The sequence below is a fragment of the Actinomadura rifamycini DSM 43936 genome, assembly GCF_000425065.1.
Classification (GTDB): Bacteria; Actinomycetota; Actinomycetes; order Streptosporangiales; family Streptosporangiaceae; genus Spirillospora; species Spirillospora rifamycini.
This window is the reverse complement of the sequence record NZ_AULB01000028.1, coordinates 1-21,186: the sequence shown is the minus strand read 5'-3', so window position 1 is coordinate 21,186 and position 21,186 is coordinate 1. Positions and strand designations below refer to the sequence as shown.

General features: G+C 77.6%; 2 protein-coding genes. Both read left to right on the top strand.

Translation table 11 applies throughout. The annotated features are described in order from the left end of the window. Nucleotides 1-34 precede the first annotated feature (34 nt). Nucleotides 35-16,822, top strand: coding sequence for a type I polyketide synthase (locus tag H505_RS52495; RefSeq protein ID WP_034519766.1), 16,788 nt, complete (start codon nucleotides 35-37; stop codon nucleotides 16,820-16,822). A gap of 30 nt (nucleotides 16,823-16,852) precedes the next feature. Next, on the top strand, nucleotides 16,853-21,186 hold a 4,334-nt coding region (locus tag H505_RS0125250; RefSeq protein WP_026404208.1), incomplete at its 3' end, for a type I polyketide synthase.

Here is a 21,186-nt window from a genome sequence, read left to right as displayed (position 1 = left end):
TCCTCCCCCCGGCCACGAAAGGAACTGCGGCACAGTGCGCACCGACCTCATCAAGCCGCTGCCCGCCACGCTCAAGGAGCACGCGGCCCGCTTCCCCGGCAAGGCGGCTTTCGAGGACGACCACCGGGCGGTCACCTACGGGGACCTGGAGGCGCGGACCGGCAGGCTCGCCGGGCACCTGGCGGACCTGGGCGTCCGCCCGGGCGACCGGGTGGCGATCTGCCTGCGCAACTCGGTGGCCGCCGTGGAGAGCTACCTGGCGATCGTGCGCGCGGGCGGTGTCGGGGTGCCGCTCAACCCGGCCTCGGCCCGCGCCGAGCTGGAGTACCTGCTGGACGACAGCGGCGCCGCGGCCGTCGTCACCGACGCCGTGCAGGCGGCGCGGCTGCCGGTCGCGCCGCACGTCACGCTGCTGGTGACGGGCGACACCGCGGAGCGGCCGGGCGATGCCGCGGAGCGTCCGGGCGATGCTGCGGAGCGTCCGGGCGATGCTGCGGAGCGGCCGGGCGATGCTGCGGAGCGTCCGGGCGTGCACTCCTACGACCGGCTCGCCGTCACCGAACCCGCCGTTCCCGCCCGCGACGACCTGGGTCTCGACGACGTGGCCTGGATGTTCTACACGTCGGGGACGACCGGCCGGCCGAAGGGCGTGCTGTCGACGCAGCGCAACTGCCTCTGGTCCGTCGCGGCGAGCTACGTCCCGATCCCGGGGCTGACGGATGACGACCGGGTGCTGTGGCCGCTCCCGCTGTTCCACAGCCTGTCGCACATCGCGTGCGTCCTGTCCGTGACGGTGGTGGGCGCTACCGCCCGCCTCGTGGACGGCGGCGACGCGGGGGACGTGATCCGCGCGCTCCGCGAGGAGGAGCCGACGTTCCTGGCGGGCGTCCCCACGACGTACCAGCACCTGGTGACGGCCGCGCGGGAGCAGGGGTTCGCCGCGCCCGGCCTGCGGATCGGGCTGGTCGGCGGCGCGGTCCTCGGGTCCGGGCTGCGCCGCGACTTCGAGGAGACGTTCGGCGTCCCGCTGGTCGACGCGTACGGCAGCACCGAGACGTGCGGGGCCATCACCATGAACGCGCCGGACGGCGCTCGCGTCGACGGCTCGTGCGGCCGTCCCGTGCCGGGCGTCGGAGTGCGGGTCGTCGACCCCGACACCGGGCTGGACGTCCCCGCCGGGACGGAGGGCGAGGTGTGGGTGCGCGGGCCGAACGTCATGGTCGGCTACCACAACGGCGCCGAGGAGACCGCGGCGGCGATGCGGGACGGCTGGTTCCGGACCGGCGACCTTGCCCGGTGCGACGAGGAGGGCTACTTCACCATCCGCGGGCGGGTCCGGGAGCTGATCATCCGCGGTGGGGAGAACGTGCATCCCGCCGAGGTGGAGGCGGTCGTGCGCACGGCGCCGGGCGTCGCCGACGCCGCGGTGGCCGGCGCGCCGCACGGGACGCTCGGCGAGGTGCCGGTCGCGTACGTGATCCCCGGCCCGTCCGGGGTCGACGTCCAGACCCTGGTGGAGCTGTGCCGCGAGAAGCTCTCCGCCTACAAGGTGCCCGAACGGGTCTACGAGGTCGCTCGGATCCCCCGCACCGCGTCGGGCAAGACCCAGCGGCGCCTCCTGGCGGACGAGCCGGGCCGGCTGCGGTACGCGGCGAGCGGGCGGCACGACGCGCTGACGGGCGTGGACTGGGTCGCGGTGCCGGAACCGGCGGACCCCGCGCCGCCGGAGAGCTGGGCGCTGGTCGGTCCGGCGGACGGGCTCGCCGCCGCGCTGGAGGCGGCGGGCGCCCGCGTGCGGCGGTACCCGGACCTCCCGGCGGCGGCCGCGGCGGAGCCGGTCCCGGACGTGACGGTGCTCGTGCGGCCGGACGGTCCGGCGCCGGATCCGGTCGCGGCGGGCCGCGCCGGCGCCCGCGCCCTGGCGGACGGCGTGCGGGCCCGGTCGGCCCGGCCGGACGCGGCGGCGTCCCGGCTGGTCGTCCTCACCCGCGGCGCGGCCGGTGCCGTCGAGGGGGACGGCGCCCTGAACCTGGCCGACGTCCCGCTGTGGGCCGCCGCCCGCTCCTTCCCGGACGTCCCCCTCACGATCGTCGACCTCGCCCCCGGCGCGGAACCGGACCCGGACGTCCTGCGGGCCGCGGTCGCGGCGGACGAGCCGCACGTCGCGGTGCGGTCGGGCGCGCTGCTGGCGCCCCGGCTGGCCCGCCTGCCCGTGGACGGCGCGCCGCGCCCGGAGCCGTGGGCCGGAGCCGGCGGCACGGTGGTGGTCACCGGAGCGGGCACGGAGCACGGCGCGGCCGTCGCGGGCCGCCTGGCGGTGGTCCACGCGGTGAGGAGCCTGCTCCTGGTCGATGCCCCCGGCGCCGGACCGGCGCCCGCCGTGGCGGGCGCCGACGGGACGGACATCGTCCGGGTGACCGCGGACGGGCGCGCGCCGGAGCCGCTGCGGGCGGCGCTGGCCGCCGCGCGCCCCCCGGTGACCGCGGTCGTCCACGCCGCCGACGACCTCGACCTGGCGGTGCTGCTGGACGAGCTGACCGCGGGCGACGCACCCTCCGCGTTCGTCGTGGTGGCCGACGCCGCCGGGCTGCCGGGACCGTCCGGCGACCCGGGCGCGGTCGTGGACGGCGCCCTCGCCGCGGCGCTCGTGCGGAACCGCCGGCTGCGGGGCCTGCCGGGAAGCTTCGTCGCCTGGTCCCGCGAGGCCGGACGGCCGAGCGATCTGCTCGCGGCGTTCGACGTCGCCGTCACGGCGGGCCGCTCGCCGGTGCTGGCGCTGCCGCCGGGCACCCCGGCCCCGGGCGCCGACGTCCCCGCGCTGTTCAGGGACCTGGTCGAGGCGCCGTCGCGGGGCCGCGAACCCGACGCGGCCGTCACGGCGGCGCTGCGCGACCGCCTGGCGGACCTGGACGAGCGCGCGCAGCTCGCGCTGCTGGAAGAGCTGGTGCGCACGCAGGCCGCGCTCGTGCTGAGGGAGCCGGGACCCGAGTCGGTCCCGGCCGACCGCGCCTTCCGCGACCTCGGCTTCACGTCCCTGGCCATCGTGGAGCTGCGCGACCGGCTGACGGAGGGCACCGGGCTGCGGCTGCCCGCCGCGGCCGCGTTCGACCACCCGACCCCGGCGGCGCTGGCGGCCCGCCTCCGGGCCGACGTCCTCGGCGTCTCCCGGCCGCCCGCCGGGACGGCCCCGCCCGCGGAGGCCGACGCCGGCGAGCCCGTCGCGATCGTGGGCATGGCCTGCCGCCTGCCCGGCGGCGTCGCCGGGCCGGAGGACCTGTGGCGGCTGGTGGCCGAGGGCGGCGACGCCGTCTCCGGCTTCCCCGACGACCGGGGCTGGGACCTGGAGCGCCTGTTCGACCCGGACCCCGACCGCGCGGGCACCTCCTACACGAGCCGGGGCGGCTTCCTGCGCGACGCGGCGGCGTTCGACGCGGGGTTCTTCGGGATCTCGCCGCGCGAGGCGCTCGCGATGGACCCGCAGCAGCGGCTGCTGCTGGAGACGTCGTGGGAGGCGCTGGAACGCGCCGGAGTCGACCCGCTGTCCCTCAAGGGCGGCGACGTCGGCGTGTTCTCCGGCGTGTTCGGGCACGGCTACGGCGCCGGAGCGGACGCGCCGGAACTGGAGGGCTTCGCGACCACCGGGTCCGCGTCGAGCGTGGCGTCGGGCCGGGTGTCGTACGTGTTCGGGTTCGAGGGCCCGGCGGTCACCGTGGACACGGCGTGCTCGTCGTCGCTGGTGGCGCTGCATCTGGCGGCGCAGGCGCTGCGGTCGGGCGAGTGCTCGATGGCGCTGGCGGGCGGCGCGACCGTGATGGCGACGCCCGACACGTTCGTCGAGTTCTCCCGGCAGCGGGCCCTCGCCCCCGACGGGCGCTGCAAGGCGTACGCGGACGGCGCCGACGGCACCGGCTGGGCCGAAGGCGCGGGCGTGCTCGTCCTGGAGCGGCTGTCGGTCGCGCGGGAGCGCGGGCACCGGGTGCTGGCGGTGCTGCGGGGGTCGGCGGTGAACCAGGACGGCGCGTCGAACGGGTTGACGGCGCCGAACGGCCTCGCGCAGCAGCGGGTGATCGGCAGGGCGCTCGCCGCCGCCGGGTTCGCGCCGTCCGACGTGGACGCGGTCGAGGGCCACGGCACCGGGACGGCGCTGGGCGACCCGATCGAGGCGCAGGCGCTGCTCGCCGCCTACGGGCAGGGCCGCGAGCCCGGGAAGCCGCTGTGGCTCGGGTCGCTGAAGTCGAACATCGGGCACGCGCAGGCCGCGGCGGGCGTCGCGGGCGTGATCAAGATGGTGCAGGCGATGCGGCACGGCGTCCTTCCGGCGACGCTGCACGTGGACGCGCCCACGACCGAGGTGGACTGGTCCGCGGGGGCCGTCGAGCTGCTGACCGAGTCCCGCGAGTGGCCGCGCACCGGGCGTCCGCGCCGGGCGGGCGTGTCGTCGTTCGGTGTCAGCGGGACGAACGCGCACGTGATCCTCGAAGAGGCCCCCGAGGAACCGGCCGTCGAGGAGGCGGCGCCGTTCGACGGCCCGGTGCCGCTGGCGGTGTCGGCGCGGAGCGCCGCGTCGCTGGCCGGGCAGGCCGGTCGGCTCGCCTCGTTCATCGGGTCCGCCGCTGCCTCCCCGGCGGGCGCCGCCCGGGCGCTGGCGTCCGGCCGGGCGGTGCTGGACGAGCGTGCCGTCGTGGTCGCGGGCACCCCCGAGGAGGCCGCGTCCGGCCTGGAGGCCCTGGCGCGCGGCGAGCACGCGCCCGGTCTCGTCACGGGCAGCGCGGACGTCCCGGGGAAGGTCGTGTGGGTCTTCCCTGGCCAGGGCACGCAGTGGGTCGGCATGGGCCGCGAGTTGCTGGAGTCGTCCCCGGTGTTCGCCGCGCGTGTTGCCGAGTGTGCTGCCGCGTTGGAGCGGTGGGTGGATTGGTCGCTGACGGACGTCCTGCGCGGCGACACCGAGCCGGGGTTCCTGGACCGGGTCGATGTCCTCCAGCCCGCGAGTTTCGCGGTCATGATCGGCCTGGCGGCGGTGTGGCAGTCGGTCGGCGTCCAGCCCGACGCCGTGGTGGGGCACTCCCAGGGCGAGATCGCGGCCGCGTGCGTGGCGGGCGCCCTGTCGCTGGACGACGCCGCGCGGGTGGTGGCGCTGCGAAGCCAGGCCATCGCGACCGAGCTGTCGGGACGCGGCGGGATGGCGTCGGTCGCGCTGTCGGAAGCCGACGTGGCGGCCCGCTTGGAGCCGTGGGCGGGCCGGGTGGAGGTCGCGGCGGTCAACAGCCCCGTGTCGGTGGTGATCGCCGGGGACGCCGACGCGCTCGACGAAGCGGTCGAGGCGCTGGACGCCGACGGCGTGCGGGTGCGGCGCATCGCGGTCGATTACGCGTCCCACAGCAGCCACGTCGAGGACATCGAGGACACCCTTGCCGAGGCGCTGGTCGGCATCGAGGCGCAGGCGCCGACGATTCCGCTGCTGTCGACGGTGACGGGCGAGTGGGTCCTCTCCGAGGCCGGGGAGGTCGACGGCGGCTACTGGTACCGGAACCTGCGCAACCGGGTCCGGTTCGGACCCGCCCTCTCCGCCCTCCTCGACCAGGGGCACGGCGTGTTCGTGGAGGTCAGCGCCCATCCCGTCCTGGTCCAGCCGATCAGCGAGATCGCCGACGACGGTGTCGTGGTCGGGTCGCTGCGCCGCGATGACGGCGGGATGCGGCGGTTGCTGACCTCGATGGCCGAGTTGCACGTCCGGGGCGTCGACGTCGACTGGACGTCCGTCCTGCCGCCCGCGTCAGGCTGGGTGGACCTGCCGACGTACGCGTTCGACCATCGGCGCTACTGGCTCGAGCCCGCCCGGTCGGCGTCGGACGCCGCGTCGCTCGGGCAGGCGGCGGCCGACCACCCGCTGCTGGGCGCGGTCGTCGGCCGGCCGGGCTCGGCCGGGTTCACGGCGACGTCGCGGTGGTCGGCGCAGTCGCAGTGCTGGTTCGCCGACCACGCGGTGGGCGAGGCGGTCGTGGTGCCGAACGCGGCTCTGGTCGAGGTGGCCGTCCGGCTCGGCGACCTGGCCGCCGTCCCCGTCCTCGACGTCCTGACCGTGGACGCGCCCGTGGTGCTGCCGCGGCGCGGCGGACGCGACGTCCAGGCCGTCGTCGGGGAACCGGACGGCGCGACGCGGCGGCGGTCGGTCGAGATCTACTCGCGCGCCGCGGACGCCCCGCTGGACGCGGCGTGGACGCGGCACGCGCACGGCACGCTGGCGCCCGCCGCCTCCCCGGCGCCGCCGCCCGCAGACACCGCCGAGGCCGCCGAGGTCGGTCTGGACGGCGACGCGGTCCGCGACGCGGACCGCTACGGGATGCATCCCGCGCTGCTCGACGCCGCCGTCCGCACCGTCGTCCCCGACGGGGAGGTGCCGTCGGTGTGGACCGGGGTGACGCTTCGGGCGGCGGGCGCGGCCGCGCTGCACGTCCGTCCGGGCGCGGTGTCCGACCGGGGGACCGGCCTGGTGCTGACCGACCCGGCGGGCGGGCCCGTGATGACCGTGGAGGCGGTTCGCGGGACGCCGTTCTCTCCCGAGGACGCGGGCGTCGCCGGTGCGGCCGCGTCCGCGCGCGATGCCCTGTTCCACGTGGACTGGGTGCGGTCGCCGCTCCCGGCCGTGGACCGCGAACCCGCCGTCGTGCCCGTCGCGGCCCGCGAGGACGTCGCCGCGTCGGCCGCGTCGGCGCCCGACGTGCTGCTGTACGAGGCCGGGGCCGCCGCGGACCCCCGCGCCGCGATCGGCGCCGCGCTGGGAGTGCTCCAGGGCTGGCTCGCCGAACCGGCCCTGGCGGACGCCCGGCTGGCCGTCGTCACGGGGGACTGCACCGGACTCGCCGCGGCCGCCGTGTGGGGCCTGGTGCGGTCGGCGCAGTCCGAGCACCCGGGGCGGATCGTCCTGGTCGACCTCGACGACGCGTCCCGGGGCGCGCTCCCCGCCGTGCTGCTGAGCGGCGAGCCGCAGGTGAGGCTGCGCGACGGCGTCGCGGAGGTGCCGCACCTGGCGCGCGTTCCGGCGGACGAGGCGGCGGAGCGCCGTCCGCTCGACCCGGACGGCACGGTCCTGATCACCGGCGGCACCGGGACGCTCGGCGCGATGGCGGCGCGGCACCTCGTCACCGCGCACGGCGTGCGGCACCTGCTGCTGGTCAGCCGCCGGGGGCACGCCCCCGCGCTGCGCGACGAGCTGACCGCCCTGGGGGCGTCCGTCACCGTCGCCGCCTGCGACACGGCGGACCGGGCGCGGCTGGCGGAGGTGCTGGCCGCCGTCCCGGCCGAGCATCCGCTCACCGCCGTGGTGCACACCGCGGGCGTCCTGGAGGACGGGGTGCTCACGGAGCTGACCCCGGACCGCGTCGACACGGTGCTGCGGCCGAAGCTGGACGCGGCGCTCCACCTGGACGAGCTCACCCGCGACCTGGACCTGGCCGCGTTCGTGCTGTTCTCCTCGGCGGCGGGCGTGCTGGGCAACCCCGGGCAGGCCAACTACGCCGCCGCCAACGCCGCGCTCGACGCGGTGGCCGTCCGGCGGCGCCGCCTCGGGCTCCCGGGCGTCTCGCTCGCCTGGGGCTACTGGGAGACGGCCAGCGGCATGACCCGGCACCTCGGCGCCGCGGACCTGCGCCGCAACCGGCGGACGGGCATGGCCGCGCTCTCCGCCGCGGAGGGTATGGCGGTCCTGGACGCCGCGCTGGGCGCCTCCGGCGCGTTCGTGGCGGCGAAGCTCGACCCGCGGGTCCTCCGCGCGAACGCGGGCGCGGGCGAGCCGGTCCCGCCGCTGCTGCGCGGGCTCGTCCCGGCGGCGCGGCCCGCGGCGCGGGCGGCCCCGGCGGCGGCCGCGGCCGGGTCCCCGGCGGACCGCCTCGCCGGGCGCACCGCCGCCGAGCAGACCGAGGCCGTGCTGGACCTGGTGCGGCGGCACGCCGCCGAGGTGCTCGGGCACGACACCGCCGAGTCCGTCCGTCCCGACCGGTCCTTCAAGAGCGCCGGGTTCGACTCGCTGACCGCCCTGGAGCTGCGCAACCGGCTGGCGGCGGCGACCGGGCTCGCGCTCTCCCCGACGCTGGCGTTCGACTACCCGAAGCCGGCCGCGCTCGCCGAGCACCTGCGGGGCCTGCTCACCGGCGGCGCGGCGGACCGCCCCGACGGCCGCCGCCCCGCCGGGCCGGGGCCCGCGCCGGACGACGAGCCGATCGCGATCGTGGCGATGTCGTGCCGCCTGCCGGGCGGCGTCCACGGCCCGGAGGACCTGTGGCGGCTGGTGGCCGAGGGGGGCGACGCCGTCACCGGGTTCCCGACCGACCGGGGCTGGGACACCGAGGGGCTGTTCCACGCCGACCCCGACCACGAGGGCACCACCTACGTGCGGCACGGCGCCTTCCTGGACGACGCCGCCGGGTTCGACGCCGCGTTCTTCGGCATCTCACCGAACGAGGCGCTGGCGATGGACCCGCAGCAGCGGCTGCTGCTGGAGGCGTCCTGGGAGGCGTTCGAGCGGGCCGCGATCGACCCGACCGCGCTCGCCGGGCAGGACGTCGGCGTCTTCGTCGGCGTCAACGCCCACGACTACAGCATGCGGACGCACGGGGCGCCGGGCGTCGAGGGGTTCCGGCTCACCGGCGGCTCGGGGAGCGTCGTGTCCGGGCGGGTCGCCTACCACTTCGGGTTCGAGGGCCCCGCCGTCACCGTGGACACGGCGTGCTCGTCGTCGCTGGTGGCGCTGCACATGGCGGCGCGGTCGCTGCGGTCGGGCGAGTGCTCGATGGCGCTGGCGGGCGGCGTGATGGTGATGGGCGGCGTGGAGACCTTCGTGGAGTTCTCCCGGCAGCGCGGCCTCGCCCCCGACGGCCGGTGCAAGCCGTTCGCGGACGGCGCGGACGGCACCGGCTGGTCCGAGGGCGTCGGGCTGCTGCTGGTGGAGCGGCTGTCGGAGGCCCGCCGCCGGGGCCACCGGGTGCTGGCCGTCGTCCGCGGCTCGGCGGTGAACCAGGACGGCGCGTCGAACGGGCTGACGGCGCCGAACGGGCCGTCGCAGCAGCGGGTGATCCGCAGGGCGCTCGACAGCGCCGGCCTGGCCCCGTCCGACGTCGACGCCGTCGAGGCGCACGGCACCGGCACCGTGCTCGGCGACCCGATCGAGGCGCAGGCGCTGCTCGCCGCCTACGGGCAGGGCCGCGAGCCCGGGAAGCCGCTGTGGCTGGGGTCGGTGAAGTCGAACATCGGGCACGCGCAGGCCGCGGCGGGCGCCGCCGGCGTGATCAAGATGGTCATGGCGATGCGGCACGGCGTGCTGCCCCGGACGCTGCACGTGGACCGTCCGTCGTCCAAGGTGGACTGGTCGGCGGGCGCCGTGGAGCTGCTGACCGAGGCCCGCGCGTGGCCGCGGGACGGGCGGCCGCGCCGGGCGGGCGTGTCGTCGTTCGGGATCGGCGGCACCAACGCGCACGTCATCCTGGAGGCCGCCCCCGACGAGCCGACGCGCGGCGAACCGTCGCCCGACAGGCCGGAGCCCGCGCCGGAGGCGGCGGACGTCCCCGTTCCGCTGCCGGTGTCGGGACGGACACCGGCCGGGCTCCGCGGCCAGGCGGGCCGCGTCGCGCGCTTCCTGGACGACCGTCCGGACGTGCGCCTCGCCGACGCCGCCCACGCGCTCGGCACCGCGCGGGCCCACCTCGACCACCGCGCCGTGGTCGTGGCACCCGACCGGGACCGCGCCGCCGCGGACCTGGCCGCGTACGGGAGCGGCACCGAGCCGGCCGCGGTCGTGTCGGGCTCCCCGGTCGACGGCAAGCTGGCGTTCCTGTTCACCGGGCAGGGCGGCCAGTGGGCGGGCATGGGCCGCGGGCTCGCCGCCGCGTTCCCGGTCTTCCGGGACGCCTTCGCCGCCGCGTGCGCGGCCGTGGACGGGCACCTGCGCGGGCACGCGGAACGTCCGCTGCGCGAGGCGGTGTTCGCGCCGGACGGCGACCTGCTCGACCGCACCATGTACACGCAGGGGGCCCTGTTCGCCCTGGAGACGGCGCTGTTCCGGCTGTTCGAGTCGTGGGGCGTGCGGCCGGACCTGCTGGCCGGGCACTCGATCGGTGAGATCACCGCCGCGCACGTCTCCGGAATGCTCGACCTGGAGGAGGCGGCGGCGCTGGTCGCGGCGCGCGGCCGGCTGATGCAGGACCTGCCCGCGGGCGGCGCGATGGTCGCGGTCCAGGCGACCGAGGCCGAGGCGGCCGAGCTGCTCGCCCGGACCGGCGGCGGCGCGGCGTGCGTCGCGGCGGTGAACGGGCCCGACGCGGTGGTCCTGTCCGGCGCGGAGGGCGCGGTGCTCGCCGCCGCCGCGGAACTGGCCGGACGCGGCCGCAAGACGCGGCGGCTGCCGGTCAGCCACGCCTTCCACTCGCCGCTCATGGAACCCGCGCTGGCGGAGTTCCGCACCGTCCTGGCCGGCCTGCCGGTCCGCCCCGGCGACCTGCCGATCGTGTCCACGCTGACCGGCCGGGTGATGGAGGACGGGACGTTCGGCACGCCGGACTACTGGGCCGACCAGGCGCGCGGCGCGGTCCGGTTCGCCGACGCGGTCACCGCGCTGCGCGACCGGGGCGCGGCGACGTTCCTCGAACTGGGGCCCGGCGGGTCCCTCGCCGCGATGGCGCTCGGCACGCTGGGCGGGGAGGAGCGGAGCTGCCTGGCGACCCTGCGCAGGAACGGCGCCGAGGCCGCCGACGTCCTGACCGCGCTGGCGGGCCTGCACGTGCGCGGCTCGTCCGTCGACTGGGCGGCGGTGCTCGGCCGTCCGGCGGCGGAGGTCGGGCCCGAGCTGCCCACCTACGCGTTCCAGCACCGCCGCTACTGGGTCGAGGCCGGCCCGGCGGCGGGCGGCGCGGACCGGCTCGGCGTCCCGCACCCGCTGCTCGACGCGGTGGTCGAGGTGCCGGGCACCGGCGGCGTCGTCCTCACCGGGCGGCTCCCGGCGCCGGACGGCACCGGGCACCCGGCCGCCGTGCTGCTGGAGGTGCTCGTGCGGGCGGGCGCCGAAGCGGGCTGCGGCGCCCTCGAACAGGTCGCCGTCGAGGCGCCGCCGGCACCGCCGGAACCCGGTCGCCTCGACGTGCGGGTGACGGTGGACGGGCCCGGACCGGACGGCCGCCGCCGCGCGGCCGTCCACACCCGGCCCGCCGGTCGCGGGCGCGGGCCGTGGACCCGCCGCGCCGGGGCCGTGCTGGTCCCCGGGCTGCCCGAACCGGCCTTCGACCTGCGGGACGCGGCCGGCCTCACCGAACTCGCGCTGCCGGACGACGCGGCCGGGCGGGACGGCGCGTTCGTCCTGCACCCGCTGCTCGTCGACGCCGCGCTGCGCGCCGCGGCGGGCGACGGCGGCGGCGACCTGGCGTCCTGCGCCCGCCTGGCGGTGTTCGCCGAGCGCGCGACCGCGCTGCGGCTGCGGATCACCCCGGCGGGGGACGGCGGCCCGCTGCTGGAGTTCGCGGACGCGGCGGGCGCCCCCGTCGCGGCCATGGGCCCGGTGACCTTCGCCGCCCCCACCGGCGCACCCGCGGAACCGGCGGACCCGGCGGACCGTGCACGGCACGTCCGGCCGGTGCCGCTCGACCGGCGCGCGGCGGCGCGGTCGAACGGCGCGGGCGGCACGATGGCGGACCGGCTGGCCGGGCTGCCGGACGCCGACCGGTTCCGGGCCGTGCTGGACCTGGTCCGGGAGAGCACCGCGGTGGTGCTCGGGCACGGCGGCCAGGACGGCTTCGAGGAGGACCGCTCGTTCCGCAGCCTCGGCTTCGACTCCCTCGGCGCGGTCAAGCTGCGCAACCGGCTGCGCGACTTCACCGGGGTGGACCTGCCCAGCACCCTGGTCTTCGACCACCCCACGCCCGCGCGGCTCGCCGAGCACCTGCGCGCCGAACTGCTCGGCGAGCGCGCGGCGCCGCGGGCCGTCCCGGCGGCGGTCCGCGACGCCGACGAGCCGATCGCGATCGTCGCGATGAGCGCGCGGCTGCCGGGCGGCGTGGACGGTCCGGAGGACCTGTGGCGGCTGGTGGCCGAGCGCCGGGACGCCGTCTCCGGCTTCCCGCTGGACCGCGGCTGGGACGTCGAGGGGCTGTACGACCCGGACCCCGCCCGCGCGGGCACCAGCTACACCCGCTCGGGCGGGTTCCTGTACGACGCCGCGCAGTTCGACGCCGGGCTGTTCGGGATCTCGCCGCGCGAGGCGCTCGCGATGGACCCGCAGCAGCGGCTGCTGCTGGAGACGTCCTGGGAGGCGCTGGAGCGGGCCGGCATCGACCCGCTGTCGGTACGCGGCAGCGACGTCGGCGTGTTCACCGGCATCGTCCACCACGACTACGTGACCCGGCTCCGCGAGGTGCCCGAGGACGTCCAGGGCTACCTGATGACCGGCACCGCGTCGAGCGTGGCGTCGGGCCGGGTGTCGTACGTGTTCGGCCTCGAAGGCCCGGCGGTCACCGTGGACACGGCGTGCTCGTCCTCGCTGGTCGCGATCCACCAGGCCGCCCACGCGCTGCGCTCCGGCGAGTGCTCGATGGCGCTGGCGGGCGGCGCGACGGTCATGGCGAGCCCGGACGCCTTCCTGGAGTTCTCGCGGCAGCGGGGGCTGTCGGCCGACGGCCGGTGCAAGGCGTACGCGGACGGCGCGGACGGCACCGGCTGGGCCGAGGGCGTCGGCGTCCTGCTGCTGGAGCGGCTGTCGGTCGCGCGGGAGCGCGGGCACAAGGTGCTGGCCGTGATCCGCGGCAGTGCGGTGAACCAGGACGGCGCGTCGAACGGGCTGACGGCGCCGAACGGGCCGTCGCAGCAGCGGGTGATCCGCGCGGCGCTGGCCAAGGCCGGGCTCGGCCCCCTCGACGTGGACGCCGTCGAAGGGCACGGCACCGGCACGGCCCTCGGCGACCCGATCGAGGCGCAGGCGCTCCTCGCCACCTACGGGCAGGGCCGCGACCCGGAGCACCCCCTGTGGCTGGGGTCGCTGAAGTCGAACATCGGGCACACGCAGGCCGCCGCGGGCGTCGCCGGCGTGATCAAGATGGTGCAGGCGCTGCGGCACGGGGAGCTGCCCGCGACCCTGCACGTGGACGAGCCCACGACCCAGGTGGACTGGTCGTCGGGTGCGGTGCGGGTGCTGACGGAGTCCCGCGCGTGGCCCCGCGGCGGCCGTCCGCGCCGGGCCGCCGTGTCCTCCTTCGGCGCCAGCGGGACGAACGCCCACCTCATCATCGAGGAGGCCCCCGCCGAGGAGCCGTCCGGCGCGGCCGACGCCCCGGACACCGGGGTGGTGCCGCTGGTCGTCTCGGCCGGGAGCGCGGGTGCGCTGGCGGGGCAGGCCGGCCGGCTGGCGGCGTTCCTCGACGGCTCCGCCGGGACGCCGCTCGCCGCCGTGGCCGGGACCCTGCTGTCGTCCCGGGCGACGCTGGCGCGGCGGGCGGTCGCGGTGGCGGGCACCCGCGAGGAGGCCGTCGCCGCGCTGGGCGCGGCCGCCCGCGGCGAGAACGCGCCCGGCCTGGTGACCGGCACCGTGGACGTGCCGGGAAGGCTGGCCTGGGTGTTCCCGGGGCAGGGTTCGCAGTGGGTCGGCATGGGCCGCGAACTGCTGGACGACTCGCCGGTGTTCGCCAAGCGGGTCGCCGAGTGCGCCGCCGCGCTGGAGCGGTGGGTGGACTGGTCGCTGACGGACGTCCTGCGCGGCGACACCGAGCCGGGCTTCCTGGACCGGGTCGACGTCCTCCAGCCCGCGAGCTTCGCGGTGATGATCGGCTTGGCGGCGGTGTGGGAGTCGGCAGGCGTGCGACCGGACGCCGTGGTGGGGCACTCGCAAGGCGAGATCGCCGCCGCGTGCGTCGCGGGCGCACTGTCGCTGGACGATGCAGCGCGAGTCGTGGCCTTGCGAAGCCAGGCCATCGCGGCGGAGCTGTCCGGACGCGGCGGGATGGCATCGGTCGCGCTGTCGGAGGCGGACGCGACCGCCCGCCTGGAGCGGTGGGCGGGCCGCGTCGAGGTCGCGGCGGTCAACAGCCCCGTGTCGGTGGTGATCGCCGGGGACGCCGACGCGCTCGACGAAGCGGTCGAGGCGCTGGCCGCCGACGGCGTCCGCGTGCGGAGGGTCGCCGTGGACTACGCGTCCCACAGCCGCCACGTGGAGGACATCGAGGACACCCTCGCCGAGGCCCTCGCCGGGATCGATGCCCGAGCACCGGCGGTCCCGTTCTTTTCGACGGTGCTGGGCGAGTGGATCACAGAGGCCGGGGTGGTCGACGGCGGCTACTGGTACCGGAACCTTCGCAACCGGGTCGGTTTCGCTCCGGCCGTGGCGGCGCTGGCCGACGAAGGCCACGGCGTGTTCGTCGAGATCAGCGCCCACCCCGTCCTGCTCCAGCCCATCAGCGAGATCGCCGACGGCCGCGACACCGACGCCCTCGTCGTCGGGTCGCTGCGGCGCGACGACGGCGGCCCGCGCCGCCTGCTGGCCTCGATGGCCGAACTGTTCGTCCGCGGCGTCCCCATCGACTGGACGTCCGTCCTGCCGCCCGCGCCCGGACGGGTCGACCTCCCCACCTACGCCTTCGACCGCCGCCACTACTGGCTGGACGAGGCGGACGCCGCGGCCGTCGAGGGCGAGGCCGCCGGAGGCGCCGACGCCGACTTCTGGTCGGCGGTCGAGAAGACCGACGCCGACTCCCTGGCCGACCTGCTGGAACTGGCGTCCGCCGAGCAGCGCGGGGCGCTGCGCGACCTCGTCCCGGTGCTCGCCGGCTGGCGGGAGAAGCGCCGGGAGCGTTCGGACGCGGAGCGGCTCCGCTACCACGTCACCTGGAAGCCGCTCGACCGCGACGCCGCGGGCGTGCCGGGCGGCCGGTGGCTGGTGGTCGCCCCGGCGAGCCCGGCCGGCGACGAGCCGGACGACGGCCTCCTCGCCGAGCTGACCGGGCAGGGACTCGGCACGGTCCTGCTGGAGGTCGGCGGCGGCGACCGCACCCGCGAGCGGCTCGCCGAACGCCTGCGCGACGTCCTGGCCGGGCACGACGTCGACGGGGTGCTGTCCCTGCTCGCGCTCGACCGCGGCGCCGCGGCCCCGGCCGAGTGCGCCGCGACGGCGCTCGCGCTCGTCCAGGCCCTGGGCGACGCCGGCGCCTCCGCGCCGCTGTGGTGCGTGACCCGGGGCGCGGTGAACATCGGCATCCAGGACGCCGTCACCGCACCGGCCCAGGCGGCGGTGTGGGGGCTCGGCCGGGCCGCCGCGCTGGAGCGCCTCGACCGGTGGGGCGGGCTGGTGGACCTGCCCGCGACGGTCGACCGGCGCGCGGTGCGGGCCCTCCTCGGCGTGCTGTCCGGCGCCGCCGGCGAGGACCAGCTCGCGGTCCGGCGCTCCGGCGTCTACTGCCGGCGGCTCGTCCGCAGGCCCGTGCCGGAGCCCGCGGGGGACCGCTGGCGGCCGCGCGGCACGGTCCTGGTCACCGGCGGCGCGGAGGGCCTCGGCCGGCACGCCGCCGGGTGGCTCGCGCTCGCCGGCGCGGAGCGGCTCGTCGTCACCACCACCGCGGCCGCGCCGGACGGCTGCGTGCCGGAGCTGCGGGACGCACTGGCCGGGATGGGGCTGGACGTCGCCGTCGAGTCCTGCGCCGACGCCGACCGCGACGCGATCGCGCGGCTGGTCGCCCCGGACGTCCCGGACGACCCGGACCGGCCTCCGCTCACGGCCGTCGTCCACACCGCCGACATCGCCCGGACCGGCACCGTGGACGACACCGGTGAGCGCGACCTCGCCGAGGTCTTCGCGGCCAAGGTGGACACCGCCGTGTGGCTGGACGAGCGGTTCGCGGACACGCCGCTCGACGCGTTCGTCGTCTTCTCCTCGATCGCCGGCGTGTGGGGCGGCGGCGGCCAGGGCCCGTCGGGCGCGGCGAACGCCGTCCTCGACGCGCTCGTCGAGCGGCGCCGCGCCCGGGGCGGGCGGGCCACCTCGATCGCCTGGGGCGCCCTCGACGAGGTCGGGGTCGGGATGGACGAGGCGACGCTCGTCCAGCTGCGGCGCCGCGGCGTGCTGCCCATGGCGCCGAAGCTCGCGGTCACCGCGTTCGCGCAGGCGGCGGAGGGCAACGAGAAGTCCGTGACCGTGGTCGACATGGACTGGGACGCCTTCATCCCCGCGTTCACGTCGGTCCGGCCCAGCCCGCTGTTCGCCGACCTGCCGGAGGCGCGGGCGGCGCTCCGCGCGGCCCAGCCGGACGGCGAGGACGGCGACGCCGCCGCGTCCCTCGCGGAGTCGCTGCGCGGGGTGCCGGACGCCGAGCAGAACCGCGTCCTGCTCCGGCTGGTCCGCAAGCACGCCTCGACGGTCCTCGGCCACGGCGACGTCGAGGGCGTCGGCCCGCGCCAGGCGTTCCAGGAGGCCGGCTTCGACTCGCTGGCCGCCGTCAACCTGCGCAACAGCCTGCTCGCGGCGACCGGGCTGCGGCTGCCCGCGACGCTGATCTTCGACTATCCGACCCCCGAGGCGCTGGTCGGCCACCTGCGCGCGGAACTCCTCCGGGAGCCCGACGACGGCCCGGACGGCCGCGAGGAGGAGCTCCGGGGGGTGCTGGCGACCGTGCCGCTCGCCCGGTTCCGGGAGGCGGGCGTGCTCGACGCGCTGCTCGCCCTCGCCGAGCCGGACCCCGCGGACGGCGACGGCGCGGGCGAGCCGCCGCCGACCGCCGCGCCCGGGAGCGCGGGCGACGCGGAAGCGATCGACGAACTGGACGTCGCCGGCCTCGTGCAGCGGGCCCTCGGCGGGACGGGCTGAACACCGATGGAGAACGACCCGAGGAGAGTTATGTCGGCGCCAGACGAGCAGGTCGTCGAGGCACTGCGTGCCTCGCTGAAGGAGAACGCGCGGCTCCGGCAGGAGAACGACGACCTCGCCGCCGCGGCGGCGGAGCCCATCGCGATCGTCTCCATGGCGTGCCGGTACGCGGGCGGCATCCGGGGCCCGGAGGACTTCTGGCGGGTGGTGTCCGAAGGCACCGACGTCTACACCGGCTTCCCCGACGACCGGGGCTGGGACCTCGAGGGCCTCTACCACCCGGACCCCGACAACCCCGGCACGACGTACGTGCGGGAGGGGGCGTTCCTGCACGACGCGGCGCAGTTCGACGCCGGGTTCTTCGGGATCTCGCCGCGCGAGGCGCTGGCGATGGACCCGCAGCAGCGGCAGCTGCTGGAGGTCTCCTGGGAGACCCTCGAACGCGCCGGCATCGCCCCCGACTCGCTGCGCGGCACCGACGTCGGCGTGTTCGCCGGCGTCGTCCACCAGGACTACGCGCCCGACCTGAGCGGGTTCGAGGACTTCATGAGCCTGGAGCGCGCCCTCGGCACCGCGGGCGGCGTCGCGTCCGGCCGGGTCGCCTACGCGCTCGGCCTGGAGGGCCCGGCGGTGACCGTCGACACGATGTGCTCGTCGTCCCTGGTGGCGATCCACCTCGCCGCGCAGGCGCTGCGCCGGGGCGAGTGCTCGATGGCGCTGGCGGGCGGCGCGACGGTGATGGCGACGCCCGGCGGGTTCGTCGGCTTCGCGCGGCAGCGGGCGCTGGCGTTCGACGGGCGCTGCAAGTCCTACGCGGCGTGCGCGGACGGCTCCGGCTGGGCCGAGGGCGTGGGCGTCCTGCTGCTGGAGCGGCTGTCGGTGGCGCGGGAGCGCGGGCACCGGGTGCTGGCCGTGATCCGCGGCTCGGCCGTGAACCAGGACGGCGCGTCGAACGGTTTGACGGCGCCGAACGGCCCGTCGCAGCAGCGGGTGATCCGCAAGGCGCTCGACAGCGCCGGCCTGGCCCCGTCCGACGTCGACGCCGTGGACGGCCACGGCACCGGCACCGTGCTCGGCGACCCGATCGAGGCGCAGGCGCTCCTGGCCACCTACGGCAAGGACCGGGACCCCGAGGAGCCGCTGTGGCTCGGCTCGGTGAAGTCCGTCATCGGCCACACCCAGGGGGCGTCCGGTGTCGCCGGGGTGATCAAGATGGTGCAGGCGCTCCGGCACGGGGAGCTGCCCGCGACCCTGCACGTGGACGCGCCGAGCCCGCAGGTCGACTGGTCCTCGGGGGCGGTCCGGCTGCTGACCGAGCCCCGGGGTTGGTCCCCCGCCGGGCGTCCGCGCCGGGCGGGCGTGTCGTCGTTCGGCGCCAGCGGGACGAACGCGCACCTCATCGTCGAGGAGGCGCCCGCCGAGGAGGCCGCGCCCGAGGCGGCGGACGGCGTGCCGGGCGGGGCGGTGCCGCTGGTGGTCTCGGCCGGGACCGCCGCGTCCCTGGCCGGCCAGGCGGAGCGCCTCGCGGCGTTCCTCCGCGACGCGGAGGACGTCCCGCCGGCGGCCGTGGCCGGGGCGCTGGCGGCGGGCCGTTCGGTGCTGCACGAGCGCGCGGTCGTGGTCGCGGACTCCCGCGAGGAGGCCCTGGACGCGCTGGACGCGTTGGCGCGCGGGGAGAACGCGTCCGGTCTGGTCGCGTCCCCCGGGGCTTCCGGTGCGCCGGGCAAGGTCGTGTGGGTCTTCCCGGGGCAGGGCACGCAGTGGGTCGGCATGGGCCGGGAACTGCTGGAGTCGTCCCCGGTGTTCGCCGACCGGATCGCCGAATGTGCCGCCGCGCTGGAGCGGTGGGTGGACTGGTCGCTGACGGACGTCCTGCGCGGCGACACCGAGCCGGGTTTCCTGGATCGGGTCGACGTCCTCCAGCCCGCGAGCTTCGCGTTCATGATCGGCCTGGCGGCGGTGTGGCAGTCGGTCGGCGTCCAGCCCGACGCCGTGGTGGGGCACTCCCAGGGCGAGATCGCAGCCGCGTGCGTCGCGGGCGCGCTGTCTCTGGACGACGCCGCGCGAGTCGTGGCGCTGCGAAGCCAGGCCATCGCCGCCGAGCTGTCCGGGCGCGGCGGCATGGCGTCGGTCGCGCTGAGCGAGGACGACGCGACCGCCCGCCTGGAGCCGTGGGCGGACCGCGTCGAGGTCGCGGCCGTGAACGGGCCCTCCTCCGTCGTGATCGCGGGCGACGCCCGGGCGCTCGACGAGGCGCTGGACGTGCTCGACGAGCAGGGCGTCCGCGTGCGGCGGGTCGCCGTGGACTACGCGTCCCACAGCCGCCACGTCGAGGACGTCCGCGGCACCCTCGACGAGGCGCTCGCGGGCATCGAGGCGCAGGCCCCGGCGGTGCCGTTCTACTCGACGGTGACCGGCGAGTGGATCGAGGAGGCCGGGGTCGTCGACGGCGGCTACTGGTACCGGAACCTGCGCAACCGGGTCCGGTTCGGGCCTGCCGTCACCGACCTGCTCGACCAGGGCCACGGCGTGTTCGTCGAGGTCAGCGCCCACCCGGTCCTGGTCCAGCCGATCAGCGAGATCGTGGACGGGACCGACGCCGACGTCGTGGTGACCGGGTCGCTGCGCCGCGACGACGGCGGCCTGCGGCGGCTGCTGACCTCGATGGCCGAACTGTTCGTGCGCGGCGTCGCGCTGGACTGGCCCGCGATCCTGCCCGCGGGCGCGACGTCCCGGCACGTGGACCTGCCGACGTACGCGTTCGACCACCGGCACTACTGGCTCCGGCTCGGCGACTCGGCGACCGACGCGGCGTCGCTGGGGCTGACCGGCGCCGACCATCCGCTGCTGGGCGCGGTGGTGCCGCTGCCGCAGTCGGACGGGCTGGTGTTCACCTCGCGGCTGTCGCTGCGGACGCACCCCTGGCTCGCCGACCACGCCATCGGCGGCGCCGTGCTCATCCCCGGCACGGTGTACGTCGACCTCGCGGTGCGGGCGGGCGACGAGTTCGGCTACGGCGTCCTGGACGAGCTCGTGATCGAGGCGCCGCTGGTGCTGCCCGAGCAGGGCGGGGTCCGCCTCCAGGTCGCGGTCGGCGGACCGACCGGCACCGGCGCGCGCACGGTGGACGTGTACTCCCTGCGCGAGGACTCCGGCGAGGACACGTGGACGCGGCACGCCACCGGCCTGCTGTCGGACACGTCCCGCCCCAGGGAGACGCAGTTCGACTTCACGGCCTGGCCGCCGCCCGGCGCGGAGCCGGTCGAGATCACCGGCTTCTACCCCGACCTGGTGGAGCGCGGCTACGCCTACGGCCCGGCGTTCCAGGGCCTGCGGGCGGTGTGGCGGCGCGGCGAGGAGGTGTTCGCCGAGGTCGCCCTGCCCGGCGAGCACCGGGAGGACGCCGGCCGCTTCGGCGTCCACCCCGCGCTGCTGGACGCGGCGCTGCACACGAACGCCTTCGCCGACCCCGGCGACGACCGCCGGGTGCTGCCGTTCGCGTGGAACGGGCTGGTGCTGCACGCCGTCGGCGCGTCCGCGATGCGGGTGCGGGTCGCGCCGTGCGGGACGGACGCGCTGTCGTTCCAGGCCGCCGACGAGACCGGCGGCCCGGTGCTGACCATGGATTCGCTGGTGTCGCTGCCGGTGTCCGACGACCAGCTGGAGACGGCCGCGGCCGCGGGCGGCGACGCGCTGTTCGGGGTGGAGTGGACCGAGGTGCCCCCGGCGCCGCGGGCGGACGCGCCGCCGTGGACGCCGGTCGCCACCGCCGACGACGTGGCCGCGCTGCCGCCGGACGCGCCCGCGGTGACCGTCCTGGACGCCTCCGGCGGAGCGGGCGCGCCCCTGGCGCTGACCGCGCGGGTGCTGGAGGTCCTGCAGCGCTGGCTGGACGGCGCCGGCGCCGCGGACGCGCGGCTGGTGGTGCTGACCCGGGGCGCGGTGCCCGCCGGGGACGGCGCGGTGGCCGACGCCGCCGGCGCGGCGGTGTGGGGCCTCGTCCGCGCCGCCCAGGCCGAGAACCCGGACCGGATCGTCCTGCTGGACCGCGACCCCGCGGGCGACCCGCTCGGGGACGCGGGGCCGCTGCTGGGGACGGCGCTGGCCTGCGGCGAGCCGCAGCTCGCGGTCCGCGGCGGGACCTGGTCCGCGCCCCGCCTGGCGCGGGCCGCCGGGGAGGCCCCGGACGCGCCCGCCGTGTTCCGCCCGGACGGGACGGTCCTGGTCACCGGCGGCACCGGCTCGCTGGGCGGCGTCGTCGCCCGCCACCTGGTCGCCCGGCACGGCGTCCGGCACCTGCTGCTGGCCAGCCGCCGGGGCCCGGACGCCGACGGCGTCGACGCCCTGGTCGCCGAACTCGCCGA